25 protein-coding genes are annotated in these 19686 nt (G+C 62.6%); all 25 read left to right on the forward strand.

What is annotated here, in order from left to right; all coding sequences use genetic code 11:
* Position 1 precedes the first annotated feature (1 nt).
* The 25 genes from FHW84_RS09055 to FHW84_RS09175 all read left to right on the forward strand — a co-directional run bounded on the left by FHW84_RS09055 (position 2) and on the right by FHW84_RS09175 (position 19684).
* Positions 2-460, forward strand: a complete 459-nt coding sequence (locus FHW84_RS09055; protein WP_167254578.1) for a helix-turn-helix domain-containing protein — start codon at positions 2-4, stop codon at positions 458-460.
* The gene (locus FHW84_RS09060) at positions 460-2055 is read left to right on the forward strand and encodes a TerL protein (protein ID WP_167254580.1); all 1596 of its coding nucleotides are present in this window, start codon (positions 460-462) and stop codon (positions 2053-2055) included. The genes FHW84_RS09055 and FHW84_RS09060 overlap by 1 nt, the downstream gene beginning before the upstream one ends.
* Before the next feature lie 12 nt (positions 2056-2067).
* On the forward strand, positions 2068-3543 hold the full coding sequence (locus FHW84_RS09065; RefSeq protein ID WP_208399706.1) for a DUF1073 domain-containing protein: 1476 nt from the start codon (positions 2068-2070) through the stop codon (positions 3541-3543).
* Between the two features lie 70 nt (positions 3544-3613).
* Entirely contained in the window at positions 3614-4201 is a 588-nt protein-coding gene (locus FHW84_RS09070) for a phage minor head protein (RefSeq protein WP_243868010.1), read from the forward strand.
* 4 nt (positions 4202-4205) lie between these two features.
* Positions 4206-5606: a DUF2213 domain-containing protein gene (locus FHW84_RS09075; protein WP_167254762.1), complete on the forward strand. Its 1401-nt coding sequence runs from the start codon at positions 4206-4208 to the stop codon at positions 5604-5606.
* A 13-nt stretch (positions 5607-5619) separates the two neighbouring features.
* Positions 5620-6105 (forward strand): hypothetical protein, encoded by a 486-nt coding sequence (locus FHW84_RS09080; RefSeq protein WP_167254584.1) that lies wholly within the window; start codon positions 5620-5622, stop codon positions 6103-6105.
* Between the two features lie 75 nt (positions 6106-6180).
* Complete coding sequence (locus FHW84_RS09085) at positions 6181-7182, forward strand: DUF2184 domain-containing protein (protein WP_167254586.1); 1002 nt, start codon at positions 6181-6183, stop codon at positions 7180-7182.
* Complete coding sequence (locus FHW84_RS23080) at positions 7182-7478, forward strand: hypothetical protein (RefSeq protein WP_208399707.1); 297 nt, start codon at positions 7182-7184, stop codon at positions 7476-7478. The genes FHW84_RS09085 and FHW84_RS23080 overlap by 1 nt, the downstream gene beginning before the upstream one ends.
* Before the next feature lie 2 nt (positions 7479-7480).
* Positions 7481-7879 (forward strand): DUF4054 domain-containing protein, encoded by a 399-nt coding sequence (locus tag FHW84_RS09095; protein WP_167254588.1) that lies wholly within the window; start codon positions 7481-7483, stop codon positions 7877-7879.
* 1 nt (position 7880) lies between these two features.
* Complete coding sequence (locus FHW84_RS09100; protein ID WP_167254590.1) at positions 7881-8414, forward strand: hypothetical protein; 534 nt, start codon at positions 7881-7883, stop codon at positions 8412-8414.
* A gap of 3 nt (positions 8415-8417) precedes the next feature.
* A complete protein-coding gene (locus FHW84_RS09105) occupies positions 8418-8792 on the forward strand; it encodes a hypothetical protein (RefSeq protein WP_167254592.1) in 375 nt (124 codons plus the stop codon).
* A 3-nt stretch (positions 8793-8795) separates the two neighbouring features.
* Entirely contained in the window at positions 8796-9356 is a 561-nt protein-coding gene (locus FHW84_RS09110; RefSeq protein ID WP_167254594.1) for a hypothetical protein, read from the forward strand.
* 11 nt (positions 9357-9367) lie between these two features.
* Positions 9368-10855 (forward strand): DUF3383 domain-containing protein, encoded by a 1488-nt coding sequence (locus FHW84_RS09115; RefSeq protein ID WP_167254596.1) that lies wholly within the window; start codon positions 9368-9370, stop codon positions 10853-10855.
* A 9-nt stretch (positions 10856-10864) separates the two neighbouring features.
* Complete coding sequence (locus tag FHW84_RS09120; RefSeq protein ID WP_167254598.1) at positions 10865-11305, forward strand: phage protein; 441 nt, start codon at positions 10865-10867, stop codon at positions 11303-11305.
* Positions 11305-11697 (forward strand): phage tail assembly chaperone, encoded by a 393-nt coding sequence (locus FHW84_RS09125; protein WP_167254600.1) that lies wholly within the window; start codon positions 11305-11307, stop codon positions 11695-11697. Before FHW84_RS09120 ends, FHW84_RS09125 begins: the two co-directional genes overlap by 1 nt.
* A 169-nt stretch (positions 11698-11866) precedes the next feature.
* Positions 11867-13663 (forward strand): hypothetical protein, encoded by a 1797-nt coding sequence (locus tag FHW84_RS09130; RefSeq protein WP_167254601.1) that lies wholly within the window; start codon positions 11867-11869, stop codon positions 13661-13663.
* Positions 13660-14241 carry a phage baseplate protein gene (locus tag FHW84_RS09135; protein WP_167254603.1) on the forward strand — a complete coding sequence of 194 codons (582 nt, stop codon included), beginning with the start codon at positions 13660-13662 and terminating at the stop codon, positions 14239-14241. The genes FHW84_RS09130 and FHW84_RS09135 overlap by 4 nt, the downstream gene beginning before the upstream one ends.
* The gene (locus FHW84_RS23230; protein ID WP_167254605.1) at positions 14241-14558 is read left to right on the forward strand and encodes a hypothetical protein; all 318 of its coding nucleotides are present in this window, start codon (positions 14241-14243) and stop codon (positions 14556-14558) included. The genes FHW84_RS09135 and FHW84_RS23230 overlap by 1 nt, the downstream gene beginning before the upstream one ends.
* Positions 14555-15490 (forward strand): hypothetical protein, encoded by a 936-nt coding sequence (locus FHW84_RS09145; RefSeq protein WP_167254607.1) that lies wholly within the window; start codon positions 14555-14557, stop codon positions 15488-15490. Before FHW84_RS23230 ends, FHW84_RS09145 begins: the two co-directional genes overlap by 4 nt.
* Complete coding sequence (locus FHW84_RS09150) at positions 15483-16166, forward strand: Gp138 family membrane-puncturing spike protein (protein ID WP_167254608.1); 684 nt, start codon at positions 15483-15485, stop codon at positions 16164-16166. Before FHW84_RS09145 ends, FHW84_RS09150 begins: the two co-directional genes overlap by 8 nt.
* A 5-nt stretch (positions 16167-16171) precedes the next feature.
* Positions 16172-16492, forward strand: a complete 321-nt coding sequence (locus FHW84_RS09155; protein ID WP_167254610.1) for a hypothetical protein — start codon at positions 16172-16174, stop codon at positions 16490-16492.
* Positions 16493-16554: 62 nt separating this feature from the next.
* Positions 16555-16908: a hypothetical protein gene (locus tag FHW84_RS09160; RefSeq protein WP_167254612.1), complete on the forward strand. Its 354-nt coding sequence runs from the start codon at positions 16555-16557 to the stop codon at positions 16906-16908.
* Entirely contained in the window at positions 16905-18086 is a 1182-nt protein-coding gene (locus FHW84_RS09165) for a baseplate J/gp47 family protein (protein ID WP_167254613.1), read from the forward strand. The genes FHW84_RS09160 and FHW84_RS09165 overlap by 4 nt, the downstream gene beginning before the upstream one ends.
* Position 18087: 1 nt before the next feature.
* Positions 18088-18729, forward strand: a complete 642-nt coding sequence (locus FHW84_RS09170; protein WP_167254615.1) for a DUF2612 domain-containing protein — start codon at positions 18088-18090, stop codon at positions 18727-18729.
* A gap of 61 nt (positions 18730-18790) precedes the next feature.
* Positions 18791-19684, forward strand: coding sequence for a hypothetical protein (locus FHW84_RS09175; protein ID WP_167254618.1), 894 nt, complete (start codon positions 18791-18793; stop codon positions 19682-19684).
* Positions 19685-19686 lie beyond the last annotated feature (2 nt).

The raw sequence follows: 19686 nt of genomic DNA on the forward strand, positions 1-19686 counted from the left end.
CATGGCCGGTAAGAAGGAGCACGACCGCGAGGCGATCCTGGCGAAGATTCTGCCGCGCCTGGCCGATGGCGAACCGCTATCGGTGATCTGTCGCGACATCGGCTTCGAGCGCCGCACGGTGAACAAGTGGCGCGAGGAAGACCCGGAGATCGACGCGCGGATGCAGGCGGCAAAGGACGACGGCTACGACGTCATCGCCCAGCGCACCCGCGCCACCGCGCGCGGCGAGCACCGTAAGGGCAAGGATTCGGCTACCAGCGTCATGCGCGACAAGCTGACGGTCGAGACAGACCTCAAGTTGCTGGCGAAATGGGATCCGAAGCGGTATGGCGACAAGATGGAGCATAGCGGCCCCAATGGCGGGCCAATCCCTCTTGCTTCTACCAGCGTGACGTTTGCAGCCAAGGATCCGACTGAGGCTGCTGCCATCTACCAGAAGGTCATGGCCGGAGAGGGCTGATGCCCATTCCGTTTCCGTTCGATTTCAAGAATCCCGACTACACATCGGTATTCCAGTGGCGCATTGAACGCCTGCAGAGGATAAGGAAGGAGCCTTCGGTTCTACCCGCGCTGAAAGCGTATTACCGGGATCATCCAGCCCAGTTCATCATCGACTGGGGCGTGACGTTCGATCCTCGCAATCCAGAGCGCGGATTGCCATCCACGATCCCGTTCCTGCTGTTCCCGAAGCAGGAGGAATGGGTCGAATGGTTTATGGAGCGATGGCGCAACCAGGAGGACGGTATCACCGAGAAGACTCGCGACATGGGTATGTCGTGGCTCACGATGGCGATGTCGTGCTCGGTGTGCCTGTTTCGTCCAGAGATCACGGTCGGATGCGGCTCAAGGAAAGAGGAATACGTCGACGTCATCGGTGACCCCGATTCACTGTTCGAGAAGGGACGATTGTTCCTTCAGGGGTTGCCTCATGAATTCCGTGGCGGATGGGATCGAAAGCAACATGCGTCGTACATGCGCCTGTCGTTCCCGGAAATGGGATCGATCATCACCGGCGAGGCCGGCGACGGCATTGGACGAGGTGGACGAGCCAGCTTCTATATCGTGGACGAGTCAGCATTCCTGGCCAGACCACAGCTCGTAGACGCATCGCTTTCAGCGACGACGAACTGCCGCCAGGACATCAGTACGCCGAACGGACGGGGAAACTCATTTGCCGTTCGGAGATTCAGCGGGAAGGTCAAGGTGTTTACCTTCCACTGGCGCGATGATCCGAGGAAAGACGACGCTTGGTATGCGGCGCAGAAGGAAAAGCGCGACCCCGTTACGATGGCGCAAGAAGTCGACATCGACTACTCCGCCTCGGTCGAAGGTGTGCTCATCCCATCGGCGTGGGTGCAGGCCGCCATCGACGCGCACGTCAAGCTGGGCATCACGCCCACGGGAACGCGACAGGCGGGCCAGGACGTAGCGGATGAGGGAATCGATCTGAATGCGTTCGCCGGCCGGCACGGCATCGTGCTGGATGTTCTGGATCAGTGGTCCGGTAAAGGATCGGACATCTACGGGACCGTGGTACGGGCGTTCGGGCTGTGTGATCAGCATGGCATTCGCCAGTTCGACTACGACGCCGACGGCCTTGGTGCCGGCGTGCGAGGCGATGCCAGGGTTCTGAACGAGACCCGGCGCAATGAAGGGCGCGAGATGCTACGCGTTGAGCCCTTCCGCGGCTCTGGTGGTGTGCACGATCCCGAAGGCGAGATGGTCAAGGGACGCAAGAACAAGGACTTTTTCGCCAATGCCAAGGCTCAAGCCTGGTGGGCATTGCGGCTTAGGTTCCAGGCCACCTACCGCGCCGTGGTCGAGGGCATGCCGTTCAATGAGGACGATCTGATATCGATCAGCAGCGGTCTTCCTCACCGAGAAGCGCTGGTGGCTGAGCTTTCGCAGCCGACATACACGATCAACGGGGTGGGCAAGGTCATCGTGGATAAGGCGCCGGAAGGGGCGAAATCCCCCAACTTGGCGGACTCCGTGATGATCGCCTACCAGCCCGGCGCGCATGCACTTTCGATTTGGGCCAAGTTGGCCGCCTGACGAGACGAATACATGGCACAGCATCGCCGGCAAAAGCAGAGGGCGCCGGCGGCTCCCATGCGGAACACCGGAAAGCGATTCACGATCGACAGCTTTGCCAACTTCGAAGCCCGTGTTGGCATTGGCACGAACAACCAGTCGAGCCAGAGCAGCTACCAGTTCGACTACATCAGCCGCAATCGCGTCCAGATTGAGGCGATGTATCGCTCCAGCTGGATCTGCGGTGCGGTCGTGGATTGCATCGCCGAGGACATGACTCGGGCTGGCATCGACCTGAACACGTCGCTGAGCCCGGAGGAGCAGACCAAGATCCACGCCGCGTTCGAACGAATGCAGCTGTGGGATCGGCTCTGCGACAACCTGAAGTGGGGTCGCCTGTACGGCGGCTCGATCGCGGTGATGCTGATCGACGGGCAGAAGCTGGACACGCCTCTGAACCTCGACTCCATCGGCGAAGGGCAGTTTAAGGGCCTGCTGGTGCTGGACCGCTGGCTCGTACAGCCAACGCTGCAGATGCTGGTGAAGGACTTCGGACCCGACTTCGGCCTGCCGGAGTATTACGACGTGGTGGCGGATGCCATGGCGCTGAAACGCCAGCGAATCCACCATAGCCGAGTGATCCGCGTGGACGGCGTCGACCTGCCGTACTGGCAAAAGATCGCCGAGAATCTGTGGGGTCAGTCGGTGCTGGAGCGCCTGTTCGACCGCCTGGTGGCGTTCGACAGCACGACCCAGGGCGCGGCCCAGCTGGTCTATAAGGCGCACCTGCGCACGATCCAGGTTGAAGGGCTACGCGAGATCATTGCCACCGGTGGCCCTGCGCTGGATGCGCTGGCCAAGAACGTCGAGATGATCCGCCGGTTCCAGAGCAATGAGGGACTGACCCTCATTGACGCCAAGGACAAGTTCGACGCCAGCCAGTACACGTTTGCCGGCCTGTCGGACATGTTGACCCAGTTTGGCCAGCAGCTCTCCGGCGCCGCGGAAACGCCGCTTACGCGTCTGTTCGGTCAGTCGCCGTCCGGGCTGAACGCTACTGGCAACGGCGAAATGAAGCAGTACCACGAGGGCATCGGTGCGAAGCAGGAACGGCGCCTCCGCCCGGGTGTGACCAAGCTGCTAGACGTGGTGTGCCGGTCAGAGCTCGGGCATGCGCCGCCGGCCGACTTCGGGTTCGAGTTCAACTCGCTCGAGCAGAACTCCGACGGCGACAAGGCCGAGATCGCCCAGAAGACCACCACCACGGTGCTGGAAGCCTTCGACGCTGGCCTGATCAGCGCGAAGACGGCGCTGCAGGAGCTGAAGCAGTCCAGCGAGGTGACTGGCGTCTGGTCCAACATCACCGACAAACTGATCAATGCAGCGGAAGAAGAGCTGCCGGACATGAGTGAGGACCTTCCCGATGCGAACGCAAACCCGGGACAGGTTGAAGAACCGAAGCCACATCCGGGCCAGGAAGGCGGAAATCCAGTACGCCGCGCAGCTTAGGCGCGTCGCCAGGCAGGTAGGCCAGATCGTCAATCTGTTCCCGCCCGGCGATCCCGCCGCAGTGCCACCGATGACTGACCTGCTCCGAAACTACTCGGAAGCACTGACGGGTTGGGCGACCAGGACGGCCGCCACGATGTTGGAGGACGTGAATCGGCGCGACCGGCAGGCCTGGCAGGAGTTGGCCGCCGAGATGTCGCACGAGCTTCAGCAGGAAATACGCCACGCGCCGACAGGAGTTGCGATGCGTGGCCTGTTGGACGAGCAGGTGACGCTGATCAAGTCCATGCCGCTGGATGCGGCGAAGCGAGTGCACGAACTCACGTTGAAGGGATTGGAGGATTCGACCCGGGCCAGCGAAATCGCGAAGGAGATCGCGGCGTCCGGCCAGGTGACGGCCAGTAGGGCCAACCTGATCGCCAGGACGGAAGTTGCACGCAGTGCTTCAGTGCTGACGCAGGCCCGCGCGGAGCATGTCGGATCGGATGGCTACATCTGGCGAACAGCCGGTGACGGCGATGTGCGCCACAGCCACAAGCAGATGAATGGGAAGTTCGTCAGGTGGGATTCGCCGCCGAAGCTCTCCGACGGGACCACCACGCACGCCGGTCAGATCTACAACTGCCGGTGCTACCCCGAGCCGGTACTACCGGAGTAAGGCAATGCCACTGAAGAAAGGCAGCTCCCGCGAGGTCATCTCGGCCAACATCAAGGAGCTGATCGAGGCCGGGCATGATCCTGACCAGGCGGAGGCCATCGCCTACAAGGAAGCCCGCAAGACTACGGACTTCGACGGCGCTGGTCATTCGCGCTATTACACGGTGTCCAAGCTCGGTCCGAAGCGTTCGCTGACGCCGGAAGGCTATCTGCTCTGCCTGGACGTGCCAGTGGCGCGCACTGGCGAGATGGTCTACGCCGAGGGAGAGATCGCTGGCGAGGATGGCGAGGCGATCCTGGGTGGCCCGGACAAGCTGATCCGCGTATCGCGCGGTCCGGAAGAGCTTTTTCGTCCTGAGACCATCGCGAGTTTCGAGGGAAAGCCGATCACGTTAGGCCACCCGGAAGAGTTCGTCACTCCGGACAACATTAAGCAGTACTCGGTTGGCACGATGTTTAACGTGCGCCGCGGCACTGGCATGCAGGATGACCTCATGCTCGCCGACTTTCTGATCACCGATCGGAAGGCGATCGATGCGGTTCAGAAGGGTGGCATCGAAGAAGTGAGCAACGGCTACGAAGCCGACTACGAACAGCAGCAACCGGGGCGCGCGGCTCAGCGCAACATCATTGGTAACCACAACGCACTGGTTCCGAATGGCCGTTGCGGCCCGCGGTGCGCAATCGGAGACGAAGACATGCCCGTACTGAAAAAGAAGTCGTGGAAGGACCGCATGATGGCGGCGTTCAAGACCGGCGACGAGAAGGAGGTCGAAAAGATCGCCTCCGAGGTTAAGGACGAGGAAGAGTCCGAAGAAGACCGCGTGAAGCGCGAGAAGGAAGGCAAGACCGCAGACGGCCTGCAGAAGGTACTCGACAAGCTCGCCGCCATGGATGCGGACATCCAGGAGCTGAAGAAGAAGGTCGAGGACGAGGAAGAAGAGGAAGGCCCGGATGGCACCATGGACACCGTTATCGGCGCCGAGACCGCGGGCAAGCTCAGCGACGCCGGCGTGAAGCTGTACACCGGCGACAGCGCCAAGCATATCCCGGCCCTGGCCGAGATCCTGGCGCCGGGCACCAAGCTTCCCACCTTCGACGGCAAGACCACGGACGCGCAGCGGGCGCTGCAGCTCTGCAAATGCCAGCGCAAGGCCCTGGACGCGGCCTACCAGACCGACGCCGGCAAGTCCGCGATTGACCCCTTCCTTGGCGGCCAGAAGGCCGACTTCGGCCGCATGCCGCTGCCCGCCCTGAACGCCGCGTTCGTCGGCGCCGCCAACCTGATGCGCGCCAAGAACAACGACGGCAACCATCGGGCCAGCCTCACCACCCGCGACTTCGGCCGCACCACCACCGTCTCCGACATCAACGCGAAGAACCGCGAGTTCTACGCCAAGCGCTGAGGAACCACCGACTATGACCGCTTTCCTGTATCGCATGCCGTCGGGCATTCCCGGCATGGTGTCCCGCGAAGAGAACAAGACCATCGAAACGGTCCCGTTCGATTCGACGGCTCCGTTCTCCGCCTTCGGCCTGTTCGGCAAGATCGTCAGCGGCAAGCTGCAGCCGGTGGGCGCCGGCGACGCTGCCACCGCCGTCTACGGCCTGCTGGTCAAGCCGTACCCGGCCAACTCCAGCCAGGAAGGCCTGGGCACGGCCGTACCGCCGACCACCGGGCCGGCCAATGTGCTGCGCCGTGGCTATGCCACCGTGCTGCTCAATGCCGGCACGGCCGCGCTGAACGGCACTGTCTACGTCCGCGTGGCGAACGCCTCCGCCGGCAAGCCGATCGGTGGTATCGAAGCCGCCGCGGACAGCACCAACACCATCGTCGTCGCGAACTGCACCTTCATGGGTCCGGCCGACGCCTCGGGCAACGTCGAGATCGCCTTCAACATCTGATCCCACCCACAAGCTGCCACGCACTGAAACCGCCTTCGGGCGGTTTTTTTGTGGGCGCGTTTCGGAGCCAAACACATGAAAGAACTGATCCTCCCGCGCTCGGTGAAGCGCGCCTACACGCGTGATGGTCTGATGACCTTCGACGCGGCCACCATCGACAGCTCCGGCTCGTTCCTCATCGGCGAGCTGGAACGCCTGGACCAGACCCTGCACATGCCGCTGGCGGCGGTTACCTGGGGGCGCGATATCCAGCTGCGTGAAGACGTCTCGATCGCCGACGAGGTGTCGAGCTTCACGAACTCCACCTTCGCCGCGGCCGGCGGCCCGTCGCCCAATGGCAAGAGCTGGATCGGCAAGGACGCCAACGTCATCGCCGGCATCCAGCTGGACATCGGCAAGACCGCCAATCCGCTGACCCTGTGGGGCCAGCAGATCGGCTGGACGATCCCGGAACTGGAGTCCGCCCAGAAGCTCGGCCGCCCGGTCGACCAGCAGAAGTACGAAGGCATGCAGCTGAAGTACAACATGGACGTCGATGAGCAGGTCTACATCGGCGACGGCCCGCTGGGCTTCACCGGCCTGGTCAACAACGCCAGCGTCGCCGTGACCAATGCCGTCAATGGCAACTGGAACAACGGCACCACCACGCCCGCGCAGATCCTGGCCGATGTGAACACGTTCCTGGAATCGGTGTGGCAGACCTCGGCCTTCGCCCGCTGCCCGGACAAGCTGCTGCTGCCGCCGATCCAGTTCAGCTACCTGGTCAGCGCCCTGATCAGCACCGCCGGCAACATCAGCATCCTGGAGTTCATCAAGAAGAACTCCATCTGCAATAGCATCAACGGCCGCGAGCTGGACATCCAGCCGCTGAAGTGGCTGACCAACCGTGGTGCCTCCAACAAGCAGCGCATGGTGGCCTACACCAACGACCGCAACCTGGTCCGCTTCCCGCTGGTGCCCCTGCAGCGCACCCCGCTGGAATACCGTGGTATCCACCAGCTCACCACCTACTTCGGCCGCCTGGGCGTCGTGGAAGTGGTGTATCCGGAAACCCTCGGCTACGTGGACGGCATCTGATGGCCACGAAACTCGTCAACATCGTAAAGGGCTTCACCCTGACCATCGTTCGCGATGGTCAGCTGGTGAAGGAAGCCATCAAGGCTGGCATTCAGCGCCTGGAGCAGGACATTGCCGAGCACTGGTATACGCAGGCACACTCGGCGGACGTCCCCGAAGGCGTGACCCAGTCGGACGAGGAAGCCGAAGCGGCCGCCAAGGCCAAGGCTGAGGCCGAGGCGGCGAAAGCGGCCGCCAAGGCCAAGGCTGAGGCCGAGGCGGCGAAAGCGGCCGCCAAGGCCAATCCCAAGAGCTGATCATGACCGTACCCGCCAGCCAGCTGCGCGAAGACTTTCCCGAGTTCTCGGATACCGCCGTGTATCCGGACTCGGCGGTCAACCTGTGGCTGGGCGTGGCGGCGGTCAGTCTGCCGGAGAGCCGGTGGGGCGCATGGTGGGTGCTTGGCCAGGAGCTATTCGCCGCTCACCACCTGGTCCTGGCCGCCCAGGCTATGGAAGACGTGGCCGATGGAGCCACGCCAGGCGAAGTCACCGGTCCGACCAATTCCAAGGCCGTGGACAAGGTGTCTGTCGGCTATGACTCCGGCGCGGTGTCGTTGACCGACGGCGGCTTCTGGAACATGAGCCGGTATGGCATCCAGTTCCTGCAGTTCGCGCGGATGGTCGGGTCCGGAGGTCTCCAGTTCGGGGGCTGCTGAGATGAACGTCAAGGTCACGAAGGACGAGCTCAAGAAAGTCCTTCGGTCGATTCAGCAGCTGGCGGCGCAGCAGGTACTGGTGGGAATTCCGGCCACCACCACCGAGCGGAAGGGCACGGAGCCCATCAACAACGCCACCATCGGGTACATCCAGGAGGCTGGCTCGCCGGCCAACAACCTACCGGCGCGCCCCTTCCTGGTCCCTGGCGTGCAGGACGCGCTGCCAGGCGCCACGGAGCAGCTGAAGAAGGGGGCGCAGGCGGCGCTGGGCGGCAATATGGATGGCGCCGACAAGCGCGTGCATGACGCTGGGATCGTCGCCCAGAACGCGGTTCGGGCCAGGATCAACGAAGGCGTGCCGCCGCCGCTGGCCGAGGCCACACTGGAAGCACGCGCGCGCCGCGGCAGGAAGGGGGCTCAGGAAGAGCTGGACCGCCGCGCCGAAGGGAAGCAGGCTGGTGTCGACCTGGCCAAGCCGCTGATCGATACCGGGCAACTCCGAAACTCCATCACCTACGTCATCCGGAAGAAGTAGCCCATGGCGCGTCTGAACGTCACTCGCGTGTTGTTCTCGCGCGAGTTCGTCGACCGTACGCTCGTGTGCCGTCGAAACACGCAGACGGTTGGCCAGGACGGCCGGGCCGTCGATACGCCAGCGGACACGCCTTTCTCCGGGGTAGTCACCAACGACCAGGGCGACATCATGAAGCGCATGCCGGAGGGGTCATACGTGACCGGCTCGATCATGGTGCATTCGAAATTCCCGCTGATCGAAAGCGATGACACTCACGATGCGGACCTCGTGAACTGGAAAGGACGCTGGTACACGGTGTTCAACGTGTCCGACTGGACGACCTACGGCGCCGGCTTCACCGCGGCGATCTGCACCCCGACCAACCTATCCGGCGGCTGATCCATGGCGAACGATTCCTCCACCGGCGGCTATCTGTCGCCGGCGAGCAGCCCTGCGCCGCTGGAAGATGTAGCGCTGGAAAACCTGCTCCAGCTGGTCGTGGTCGGCATCACGGGACTGCCTGGTCCCATGGTTCGCCCGCGCTGGCAACCCACCGTGCCGAAGCAGCCGGAACCCAGTGTCGACTGGTGTGCCATCGGCGTCGTGAGCGAGGACTCGGACGACTACCCGGTGCAGCAGCACGACGGCACCGGCGACGGCCACGACAATTTCTCAGTCCACGAAACGCTGCCGGTGCTGGCGACGTTCTATGGCCCGAACGCTGGCGCCAACGCCAAGCTGCTGAAGAACGGCCTTTACGTCGCCCAGAATCGCGACCAGCTCACCGCCAACAACATGGCGCTGCTAGAAGTCGGCCGGATCGTTGCCGTGCCGGAACAGCTCAATCTGCAATGGATCCGTCGTTACGACGTGCCTATCCGCATCCGCCGCAAGGTGGAACGCATCTACCCCGTGCTCAACCTTCTGTCGGCTCCGACGCAGCTCGTCACCGACACTCCCTGAGGAACGACTACATGACTCTCGGTCTCTCTGTCGGCGACGTGGTCAACGTCTCGGTCAACCTTTCCCCCACTGCGGTCACGGGTCGAAACTTCGGCGCGCTGCTGGTGCTGGGATCGTCGAATGTCATCGACACGCAGGAGCGCATCCGGCAGTACGCGACGATCGACCAGGTCGCTGCCGACTTCGGCAGTTCCGCGCCGGAATACCTCGCGGCGAACCTGTACTTCTCCCAGTCGCCCCAGCCGTCGATCCTGTACATCGGCCGGTTCGCCCAGGTGGCGACGGCCGGGCGCCTGCTGGGTGCGGCGCTGACGGCCACCCAGCAGCTGATCTCCAACTTCACCGCGGTGACCAGCGGGTCGCTATCGGTGTCGATCGATGGCACGGAGCACGACCTGACTGGCATCGACTTGCACTTGGTGACCAATCTGAACGGCGTGGCGTCCGCGGTCACCACTGCGCTGGGTGGCGCTGGCACGGTGGTCTGGGACAGCGTCTATAGCCGCTTCGTCGTCACCAGCTCCACCACCGGCGGCAGCTCGGCGGTGTCCTTCCCGACGACGCCGGCCAGCGGCACCGACCTGGCGCCACTGCTGGGCCTGCAGTCGTCGGAGGGCGCGCGGTCGGCGCCTGGCTCGGCCGTGGAGACCTTCCTGGCCGGTGTGCAGGCCTGCGCCCAGAAGTCGAGCGACTGGTATGGGCTGGCCCTGGCCCCGGTGACGGCGGTCTCCGACTCGGACGTGCTGGCGATTGCCGCCTACATCGAGTCGGCGAATCCCTCGCGCGTCTTCGGCCATACCACCCAGGCCGCCGCGGTGCTGGATGGCACGCAGACCACCGACATCGCCAGCGAACTCAAGGCCGGCAACTACAGTCGAACCTTCACCCAGTATTCCAGCAGCTCGCCGTATGCCGTCGCCAGCATGTTCGGCCGAGCCTTCACGGTCGACTTCACCGGCAACAACACGACCATCACGCTGAAGTTCAAGACCGAGCCGGGCGTGTCGGCGGAGACACTGACCGAAACGCAGGCGGCCACGCTGAAGGCGAAGAGCTGCAACGTCTTCGTCAACTACAACAACGCCACCGCCATCATCCAGGAAGGCGTGATGGCCAACGGTTCCTTCTTCGACGAGCGGCAGGGCCTGGACTGGCTGCAGAACGCCATGCAGACCGCGGCCTACAACCTGCTCTACACCAGCCCCACGAAGATTCCGCAGACCGATGCCGGCGTGAACCAGATCCTCACCACGCTGGAGCAGGTGCTCGCGCAGTCGGTCACCAACGGCCTGGTAGCTCCGGGCACCTGGACTGGACCTGGGATCGGTGCCATCCAGACCGGCCAGTACCTCTCCAAGGGCTACTACCTCTATGCCGCGCCCGTATCCAGCCAATCGTCGGCGGATCGGCAGGCGCGCAAGGCTCCGACCATCCAGGCCGCGATCAAGCTGGCCGGCGCCGTCCATTTCGTCAACGTGATCGTTTCGGTCAACCGCTAAGGGGCGCCCATGTCTACCTACAGCTTCCTCAATGTCCAAGCCAGCCTGGTCGGTCCCGGTGGCGTGGTGGACCTTTCCTCGGGCGCTGGCGTGGCCGAGGAGGGCATCACCATCGAGATGAACGGCGACAAGGACACCATGACCATCGGCGCCGACGGAACTGGCATGCACAGCCTGCATGCCGACAAGTCCGGTACGGTGACGGTGCGCCTGCTGAAGACCTCGCCGACCAATGCCAAGTTGATGGCGATGTATGACTTCCAGACCGCCAATTCGCGTCTGCACGGCCAGAACGTCATTGCCATCGTGGACAGCGGCAGCAACGACAACACGGGTTGCCGCGGCGTGGCGTTCAAGAAGAAGCCCACTGTCGTCTATGCGAAGGAGGGCCAGTTCAACGAATGGTCCTTCAACGCCGTCTACATCGACACCGTGCTGGGGACCTACTGATGGCCGAGTTCGAAGTGAAGGGCCAGCAGTACCGCAGCGGCAAGCTGGACGCCTTCAAGCAGTTCCATGTTTCCCGCCGCCTCGTGCCGGTCATGAGCTCCATGGCCGGCCAGTCGTCGATGGACGGCTTCGTCAAATCGATCTCCAATGCCATCGCAGGTATGAGCGATGGCGACTGCGACTACATCCTCAACACCGCTCTTTCGGTCGTACAGCGTCAACAAGGTCAGTCGTGGGCCAAGGTGTTCGACGATCGAAGCAGGTCGCTGATGTTCGATGACATCGATATGGGGGCCATGATTGCCATCGCGCAGAACGTGCTCCAGGACAACCTCACCGATTTTTTTCGCGGCGGCCTCGCCCCTCAGGCGGAAGCGCAGGCAGCGCCGTAAAGTGGGAATCCCTGCCCGGCGGAGAGGACTGGTTACTCCGCCCTGTGGTTCGCGGGATGTGCCGCTACGAAAGCCTGAAGAACGGCGACGTAGATCTCGCTGACATTGCCCTTATGAACGATTGCCTTGATGTGGTCGCCGAGAACGAGCGACTCGCGGTGGAGCGGAAATGACCGACGTCATCAAGGAGTTCCTGGTCTCGCTCGGCTACAAGATCGACGTCAGCACCGAACGCAAGTTCAATGACTCGATCAAGGGCGCGACAAAGGCCGTCGAAGGTCTTGGCATCGCTCTGGGAGCGTTGAGCGCGGCGGGTGCTGTGGCGTGGATCAACAACCTCGCCAACTCAATGGAGCAGCTGTATTTCGTCAGCCAGCGCTCCAGGGCATCCGCCGAGAACATCAAGGCGACGCAGTACGCGATCACTCAGTTGGGCGGAACCGCGGAAGGTGCCGTCAGCTCGATCGAGAATCTGGCGAGGTTCCTGCGCACCAATCCAGCCGGCGAGTCGCTGATCCGTGCCATTGGCGTTCAGACGCGCGATGGCCAGGGCAATCTGCGGGATACCTCCGACCTCCTGGAGGACATCGGCGAGCATCTGCGAAAGATGCAGCCGTACATGCAGTACCGATACGCCAACCTGCTCGGCATCGACGAAAAGACCCTGCTGGCGCTGGATCAAGGCGTCGGCCAGTTCTCGCGGCACTACCACGAGATGCTGGCCAAGATGGGCATCGACTACGACAAGGTGACCAAGCAGGGTCGCAACTTCATGTTGCGCATGCGCGACGCGAAGGTGGTCTTGGAGTCGGTCGGGATCACGATCGGCACCCGCGTGCTCGGTGTGCTGGACGAGCTGATTCACCGCTGGGATTCGCTGGACGAGACCACGAAGGACAACATCGAAACCTTCGGCAAGTGGGTAGCCGGCATCGTGGCCGGCCTGACCATCCTCAATTCCGGACCTATCGGCATCATCGCCGCCCTGGCCGCGGGCATTGTCGCCCTGTGGGACGACTACAAGGTCTGGAAGGAGGGCGGACAGCACCTCATCGACTGGGACAAGTGGGCTCCTGGAGTGGAGGCCGCCATCGAGGGATTGAAGAAGCTGATCGGCTTTCTGGAGAAGACCTACCAGTGGATGGAAAAGGTCTCGGACAAGATCCTCGGCGGCACCAAGGCGGGGGACACGATCGGCAATGCCGCGGCGCATGTGGCGGCGTTCTTCGGTAGCCAGGAGGCCCAGGACGCCATCGATCGCTCGAACTGGGCCTCGCTCACGACCGAGCAGCGCAACCAGCGCATCGCGGCCTGGAAGGCGCTGACGCCCGCCGAACGGGCTTCCACCCACCTGTCGGCGGAGCAGATTCGTCTGCTCGGTAGCGATCCAGGCGCAACCGGCGCTGCTTCTTCGGCGGCTGGATCGCCGATCGGTATCCGAAACAACAACCCGGGCAACCTTCGCACTGGGCCAGGCGGCAGCTTTGGCACCTATGGATCGCCGGCCGAAGGCCTGTCTGCTCTGTATCGGCAGCTCAACCTCTACTACACCGGCCAGTCTGCCGCGGCGGGCCACAAGCCCTTGCAGTCCGTCCGCGACATCATCAGCACCTACGCCCCGAAGAACGAGAACAACACTGCGGCATACATCCGCGCCGTCTCCGATCAGATGGGGGTCAGCCCCGACGCTCAGTTGAACCTCAACGATCCGACGCAGATGACCGCGCTGATGAAGGGCATCGTGCAGCACGAAAACGGCCAGAACCCGTATTCGGCGGAGATGTTCAACCGGGCGGTGGGCGCCGGCGGAACGACATCGCGTGCTCCAGGCACGCTCAATGCCAACACCACCATTGTGGTGCAGGGTGCCAATGACCCAATGCGGACGGCGCAACTGGTAGCGGACGCCCAGGGCGAGACCAGCCAGCGGCAGCTGCGCAATTACGAAGCGGCGTCGACGCAATGAGCATCCTTTCCGCGACCGGTGTAGTCCTTGCCGGGCAGCTCGAAGACATCCTTCTGAAGGTGAACCGGAGCATCGGCGCCATCATCCCTCAGTGCACAATCGAGGAACAGCACCGGCACGACCTGGAAATCACGCAGCACCCGATCAGCGCCGGCGCGTCGATCACGGATCACGCCTACACGATCCCGCCGGAAGTCGTGGCCCGTTACGCATGGAGCAATAGCGGGGCGATCTTTAACTTCAACCGGTTCCAGATCATCTCGTCGGACCCGCAGGACATCTTTCAGCAGCTGGTCGACCTGCAGGCGTCACGCCAGCCTTTCCGTCTAGTCACGGGAAAGATGTCTTACGACAACATGCTCCTGAAGAGCATCGAAGTCGTAACGGATGCGCAGAGCGAGAACGCGCTTCTGGTGACGCTGATTTTCAAGCAGATCATCATCGTGACGGAAAAGACAGCGCAGCTCGCCTATTCGACCCAGGCTGATCCGGCCGCCACCTCGTCACCGGTGGACCGCGGCCTGGTCCAGCCGAAGCCGGTTCCACGCAGCGTACTCAGCACGATCTCCGGTGGGTGATGGCCATCAACTCGGTCTATGAAATCCCGCTGATCCCCCAGTCGCAGACGCTGGAGGTCACGATCCTAGGTGTGAGCTACGTCTTTGCGGTGAGCTGGCGCAACGCTGCGGGGATTTGGTTTCTGGACATTATGGATGTCAGCCAGGCACCCATTGTGCTCGGAATCCCGCTGGTGACCGGGGCTGATCTGCTGGCGCAATACGCATACCTTGGCCTCGGCTTCGCCGTCTATGTGGTTTCAGACGGTGATCCCATGGCGCTCCCTACGTTCGACAACCTTGGCCTGACATCCCACCTCTACGTAGGTACGCCATGACGGACCAGTACATTCGATCCTGCCGTCTGGTGATCGGCCAGGGCGATGAGGCGGTGGATTTGTCAGATTTCCGCATCCAGTTCGAGGTAAGGAACGCCACGACGCAGACGCTGAAGTCGGCTGTCATTCGCATCTTCAATGTGTCGCCGCAGCTGGCGACCAAGGCGCGAAAGGAGTTCCAGCGGGTCGAACTGTCGGCCGGGTACGGCGACAGCCCGGGATTGATCTTCAGTGGCGAGATCTACATGGTCCGCTACGGCCGCGTGAACGCCACGGACACGATCCTCGAATTGGATTGCCAGGACGGTGACCACGTCTACAACTGGGCAGTGACGAACCAGACGCTGGCGAAGGGGCATACGCCTCAGGACGTGCATAAGGCTCTGCTCAACGACTTGGCGCCATATGGCATCACCGCCGGCTACTCGCCGCAGTTCACCACGACGCCGTCGGTGAATGCGTGGCCAATGTTCGGTCAGACGAGAGAGATTCTTCGGGACTTCGCCGATGACCAGAAGTGCTACTGGAACCTCGAAGATGGAAAGCTCAACTTCGTTCCGAAGCGTAATGGGTACATCCAGGCGCCGGTGCCAAAGCTAAATGCCGAAAGTGGTCTCATCGGCATTCCTGTCCAGACAATTGGTGGCATCAATGTTCGATGCTTGATCCGTTCGGATATCAAGTGCGGTCGTATTTTCAATCTGAGCAACAAAAGCATTTCTACCTTCGACATCAAGAAGGCCTCGCCTGGCAATGAGTTGCCGGTGCCGAAGCTAAACGATGATGGTTTCTACGTCGCCTTTCAGGTGAAGCACACCGGAGACACGCGCGGTGACCAGTGGTACACGGACATCGTGTCCGTATCGATCGACCCAAAGGATGGCGTTCCCGCTACGCAGGACTTCATAAACTCGGTGCCGTCCAGTGATTGAAAACACCCAGCGAACGGATGACAGCGAGGAGGTTTATCGCCTCTCCTTCAAGTCATTCATGGTCAAGGCATGGACAGGCATGCCTGGCTACATCGTGGATTTCAATCCGTCTACAGTTACCGCTACGGTACAGATTGGCGTACGTGGCGTTGTTGCCACCTCGGATGGAAGTTCGAATACTGTGCCGTACCCCTTGCTCAAGGATGTGCCAGTCCAGTTCCCCGGGACGGCTGATTCGGTCCTCACCTTTCCGGTGCAGCCCGGTGACGAGTGCTGGGTGGCCTTCTCCAATCGGGCGATAGGGGCATGGATCCAATCCGGTGGCTTGCAAGATCCTTCAGACGCCAGAGGTTTGGACCTTCGCAATGCGATCTGCGTGCTTGGTGGTTTGAGCCAGCCGAAGGTGATTCCTGAGTTCAACAACGACCATACGCAACTACGTAGTCGAGATGGCTCGACCTATGTGGAACTGGACAGCGCCGGCGGCATCCTGAAGTTCGTAGCCCCTGGCGGTTTCCAGTTTCAAGGACCTTCGGCCAACTTCAGTGGGACGGTAACGGCCGCCGAGACAATCACTTCTACCGGCGGTGACGTCCTGGCGGGCTCGATCTCCCTGCAGCATCACGTCCATCCGGACGTACAATCCGGCTCCAGTACGACTGGACAGCCGGAGTAAGGGATATGCGAATCATCGTCTTAGCGCTTGCATTGGTTTCGATTGCTGCGATTGCACAAGAACAGGTTGACCCTCAGGTGGCCGAGAACCGCGCCCTGGCGGCAAAGGATGCGCAGTACGACAAGGACCACGCAGCAAGCATCGCCGCGGACAAGGCGTACTACGCCAAGCGGGCGGCTGAAGAGCAGGCGAGGTTCAACAAGCTGACGCCGGAGCAGAAGCACGACTACATCTGCGCCAACGATCGGCAGACCATGGAAATGCACCGCAACAGCCAGGACTTCACGGCCTGGTACGACAAGTGGGTGCAGGATGGTTGCCGATAGGGTAATTGCAGAAAGCACGATTCACGACCCCGCTTCGGCGGGGTTTTTTATTGGACGACTCCATGCGCTATCGCAAGCTTGACGCCAACGGTGACTACACCTTCGGCCATAGCCAAGCTGATTTCTATGTCGACCAGCCTGAGGCGGTGGCCCAGGCCGTCGAGACGCGGCTGGCGCTGTGGACTGGCCAATGGTTTCTAGACATCACCGAAGGCACCGATTGGCAGAGCGGCGTCCTTGGAAAGTACACCTCGAACCTGTACGACTCGATCATCAAGGATCGCATCGTCTCTACGCCTGGCGTTGATTCGATCGACTCCTACAGCAGCACTCTCGACCCTTCGTCTCGAACCCTTTCCGTCAGCGCGGTGATCAACACCGCATTCGGAGCCGCGACCGTGCAGGCTACTCTGTGACCATTACGACCGTTGCCCCCACGATCAGCGACGCAGGCTTCAGCGCCCCGAGCCTGGCGGACATCCTGGATTTCCTGCAGACCGGCTACCGAGGCATCTACGGAAGCGACGTCTACTTGGGAGCGGATTCGCAGGATGGCCAGTTTCTAGCGATCATCGCCCAGGCCATCTTTGACGTGAATTCGGTGACGGCGCAGGTCTATCGAAGCTTCAGCCCTGCCACGGCGATCGGCGACGCGCTCAGCAGCAACGTGAAGATCAACGGCATCGCTCGGGACGTCGCCTCGTTCTCCACGGTGGACCTGACACTCACCGGCCAGGCGGGGACGACGATCACCAACGGCGTCGTCACGGACATCGCCAAGAACCGCTGGAGCCTGCCGGCGACGGTGACCATCCCTTCGGGTGGCACCATCACGGTGACCGCGACCTGCCAGACCCTGGGCGCGGTCACGGCGGCGACCAATACGGTCAATCAGATCGCCACCCCGACGCTGGGCTGGCAGGCCGCCACCAACCCCACCGCGGCCTCTCCTGGCGTTCCCGTGGAGAACGACGCCGCCCTCCGGTCGCGGCAAGCGGTGTCCACTGCGCTGCCTTCGCAGTCGATCCTGGACGGCATCGTCGGCGCCATCGCCACGCTGCCCAACGTCACCCGCTACGCCGCCTTCGAGAACCCCACCGGGACGACGGACGCCAATGGCATTCCGGCACACAGCATCAGCCTGGTGGTGGAGGGCGGCGACGTGGCGGCGATTGCCCAGCAGATCGCCCTGAAGAAGACGCCGGGCACGGGCACCTACGGCACGACCCCCCAGGTGGTCACCGACCCGTACGGCGGCGCCATCACCATCAACTTCTACCGGCCGACCAACCAGGCGATCACCGCGGCGGTCACGCTGAAGGCGCTTCCCGGTTATTCCTCGGACATCGGTGCTGCGATCCAGCAAGCCGTGGCGGACTACGTCAACAGCGTGCCGATCGGTGGCGGCGAAGCGGCGGCGGTGGAGTGGGACCAGTGCATTACTGCGGCCAAGAGCATTCCGCAAGCGGGCACCTTCAAGATTTCCAGCTTTGTCATCTCCGGCTCTGGCGGCGCCGGCACCCCGGACGTCCCGCTTACCTTCAACCAGGCGGCGACCTGCGTTCCCTCGGCCATCGTGCTGACGGTGACCTGATATGGCCGAGGTGAGCGATTACCTGGCACTGGTCACCCCGCAGCACGCGGACAAGTCGAAGTTCATGGCGACGCTGGGCCTGGTCGCTGGATGCTTCGTCAACCAGTTCAATGCCACATCGGACATGGTCAAGGCTTTCGACCTTGACCAAGCCTCTGGTGTACAGCTGGATGCTGTCGGGCTGTGGGCAGGCCTGTCGCGCGCCATCCGGGTGCCGATCGGCAACGTCTACTTCGCCTGGGACACGCTGGGCGTGGGATGGGATCAGGGTGTGTGGAAGAGGGCCAGCGATCCCGCCACGGGGATCACGCTGCTGGACGATCACTCCTACCGTCTGTTGATCCGGGCCAAGATCGGCGCCAACCACTGGGACGGCTCCAATGAGGACTCGGTCGCCATCCTCAACGGCATCTTCGCGCCGGAGGGACTGACGCCGACGCTGACGGACAACCAGGACATGACCATGACGATCAGCCTGGCCGGCGGCCAGCTCTCCGCGCTCTCGAAGGCGCTGATCGATGGCGGCTACATCCCCGTGCGCCCCTGCGGCGTGCTGGTGAACTACGAATACAACATCTACACCCTGTTGCTCGACGGTTCGTTTGCTCTGGACGGCTCGGAGACGCTGGACGGCTATCGGTAGGACACGACATCCCTGTTGACACTCAAGGCGCCCTGGTGGCGCCTTTCTTTTTGGGCAGACCATGGCAACGAATGATTTCCTGACCTTCGCCGCTGCATCCGGCGCGAACGTGCTGACGCAGTCGGCGTATGCCGACCCATCGAACACCGATCGGCAGACGGGCTATGTCACTGGCACGGCATCGTCGCTGGCGGTGAACAAGACGCTACGCCAGACCTCGATCATGTCCAGCATGATAGGCCAGTTCATCGTCGATCACGCGGCGGCCAACGTTGTCGACGACGGCACCATAGCGACGATCGAGACCAACTTCGCGCAGGCCATCCTCAACGTGGCTGCCGGACGAGTGATCCAGATTTCCGATGTGGTCGGCCTGACCACGGCGCTCAACGGAAAGCTGAGCACCACCGGCAATGCGGCGAGCTCGTCTAAGTGGGCGGCGCCGATCACGCTGACGCTGACTGGTACCGTCAGCGGTGCGGTGTCCTTCGATGGATCGGGAAATATCAGTCTGCCCACGTCGATCGCGGATGGCGCGCTGACAATCGCCAAGACCGCAGGCCTTCAGGCCACGCTGAACCTCCTGGCGCCCATCAACAACGCCAACCTCACAGGCGCGACCACGGCCCAAAATTTGAGCGTCGCCGGATCTCCGGTGGTCACGCGATCGCAGTTCACGACGGTTGCCGATTCGAATGGATCGACGACGAAGTTTCCCGACGGAACGATCATCGCTCGCGGAGCGCTTCTGCAGACCGGAAGCACGACGATGCTGACCTTCCCGGCGGGAAGCGGCTTCACATCGCCACCGGTCGTGACGCTCACGCCGGTCAACGGCGGAATCATCCCCACGGGCTACACCTTTGCGGTGGATGTTCCCACGACCACGGGCGTGGCCGTGCATCAGTCCGGGCCGACTTTCATCAACTTCTACTGGATCGCCATCGGCCGATAGGG

It is taken from the genome of Dyella sp. SG562, from assembly GCF_011759495.1.
GTDB classification, from domain to species: Bacteria; Pseudomonadota; Gammaproteobacteria; order Xanthomonadales; family Rhodanobacteraceae; genus Dyella_D; species Dyella_D marensis.

Excerpts from the sequence above, each read along its gene's own strand:
- FHW84_RS09055 (WP_167254578.1), top strand. The coding sequence starts at position 2 with ATGGCCGGTAAGAAGGAGCACGACCGCGAGGCGATCCTGGCGAAGATT.
- FHW84_RS09060 (WP_167254580.1), top strand. The coding sequence starts at position 460 with ATGCCCATTCCGTTTCCGTTCGATTTCAAGAATCCCGACTACACATCG.
- FHW84_RS09065 (WP_208399706.1), top strand. The coding sequence starts at position 2,068 with ATGGCACAGCATCGCCGGCAAAAGCAGAGGGCGCCGGCGGCTCCCATG.
- FHW84_RS09070 (WP_243868010.1), top strand. The coding sequence starts at position 3,614 with ATGACTGACCTGCTCCGAAACTACTCGGAAGCACTGACGGGTTGGGCG.
- FHW84_RS09075 (WP_167254762.1), top strand. The coding sequence starts at position 4,206 with ATGCCACTGAAGAAAGGCAGCTCCCGCGAGGTCATCTCGGCCAACATC.
- FHW84_RS09080 (WP_167254584.1), top strand. The coding sequence starts at position 5,620 with ATGACCGCTTTCCTGTATCGCATGCCGTCGGGCATTCCCGGCATGGTG.
- FHW84_RS09085 (WP_167254586.1), top strand. The coding sequence starts at position 6,181 with ATGAAAGAACTGATCCTCCCGCGCTCGGTGAAGCGCGCCTACACGCGT.
- FHW84_RS23080 (WP_208399707.1), top strand. The coding sequence starts at position 7,182 with ATGGCCACGAAACTCGTCAACATCGTAAAGGGCTTCACCCTGACCATC.
- FHW84_RS09095 (WP_167254588.1), top strand. The coding sequence starts at position 7,481 with ATGACCGTACCCGCCAGCCAGCTGCGCGAAGACTTTCCCGAGTTCTCG.
- FHW84_RS09100 (WP_167254590.1), top strand. The coding sequence starts at position 7,881 with ATGAACGTCAAGGTCACGAAGGACGAGCTCAAGAAAGTCCTTCGGTCG.
- FHW84_RS09105 (WP_167254592.1), top strand. The coding sequence starts at position 8,418 with ATGGCGCGTCTGAACGTCACTCGCGTGTTGTTCTCGCGCGAGTTCGTC.
- FHW84_RS09110 (WP_167254594.1), top strand. The coding sequence starts at position 8,796 with ATGGCGAACGATTCCTCCACCGGCGGCTATCTGTCGCCGGCGAGCAGC.
- FHW84_RS09115 (WP_167254596.1), top strand. The coding sequence starts at position 9,368 with ATGACTCTCGGTCTCTCTGTCGGCGACGTGGTCAACGTCTCGGTCAAC.
- FHW84_RS09120 (WP_167254598.1), top strand. The coding sequence starts at position 10,865 with ATGTCTACCTACAGCTTCCTCAATGTCCAAGCCAGCCTGGTCGGTCCC.
- FHW84_RS09125 (WP_167254600.1), top strand. The coding sequence starts at position 11,305 with ATGGCCGAGTTCGAAGTGAAGGGCCAGCAGTACCGCAGCGGCAAGCTG.
- FHW84_RS09130 (WP_167254601.1), top strand. The coding sequence starts at position 11,867 with ATGACCGACGTCATCAAGGAGTTCCTGGTCTCGCTCGGCTACAAGATC.
- FHW84_RS09135 (WP_167254603.1), top strand. The coding sequence starts at position 13,660 with ATGAGCATCCTTTCCGCGACCGGTGTAGTCCTTGCCGGGCAGCTCGAA.
- FHW84_RS23230 (WP_167254605.1), top strand. The coding sequence starts at position 14,241 with ATGGCCATCAACTCGGTCTATGAAATCCCGCTGATCCCCCAGTCGCAG.
- FHW84_RS09145 (WP_167254607.1), top strand. The coding sequence starts at position 14,555 with ATGACGGACCAGTACATTCGATCCTGCCGTCTGGTGATCGGCCAGGGC.
- FHW84_RS09155 (WP_167254610.1), top strand. The coding sequence starts at position 16,172 with ATGCGAATCATCGTCTTAGCGCTTGCATTGGTTTCGATTGCTGCGATT.
- FHW84_RS09160 (WP_167254612.1), top strand. The coding sequence starts at position 16,555 with ATGCGCTATCGCAAGCTTGACGCCAACGGTGACTACACCTTCGGCCAT.
- FHW84_RS09170 (WP_167254615.1), top strand. The coding sequence starts at position 18,088 with ATGGCCGAGGTGAGCGATTACCTGGCACTGGTCACCCCGCAGCACGCG.
- FHW84_RS09175 (WP_167254618.1), top strand. The coding sequence starts at position 18,791 with ATGGCAACGAATGATTTCCTGACCTTCGCCGCTGCATCCGGCGCGAAC.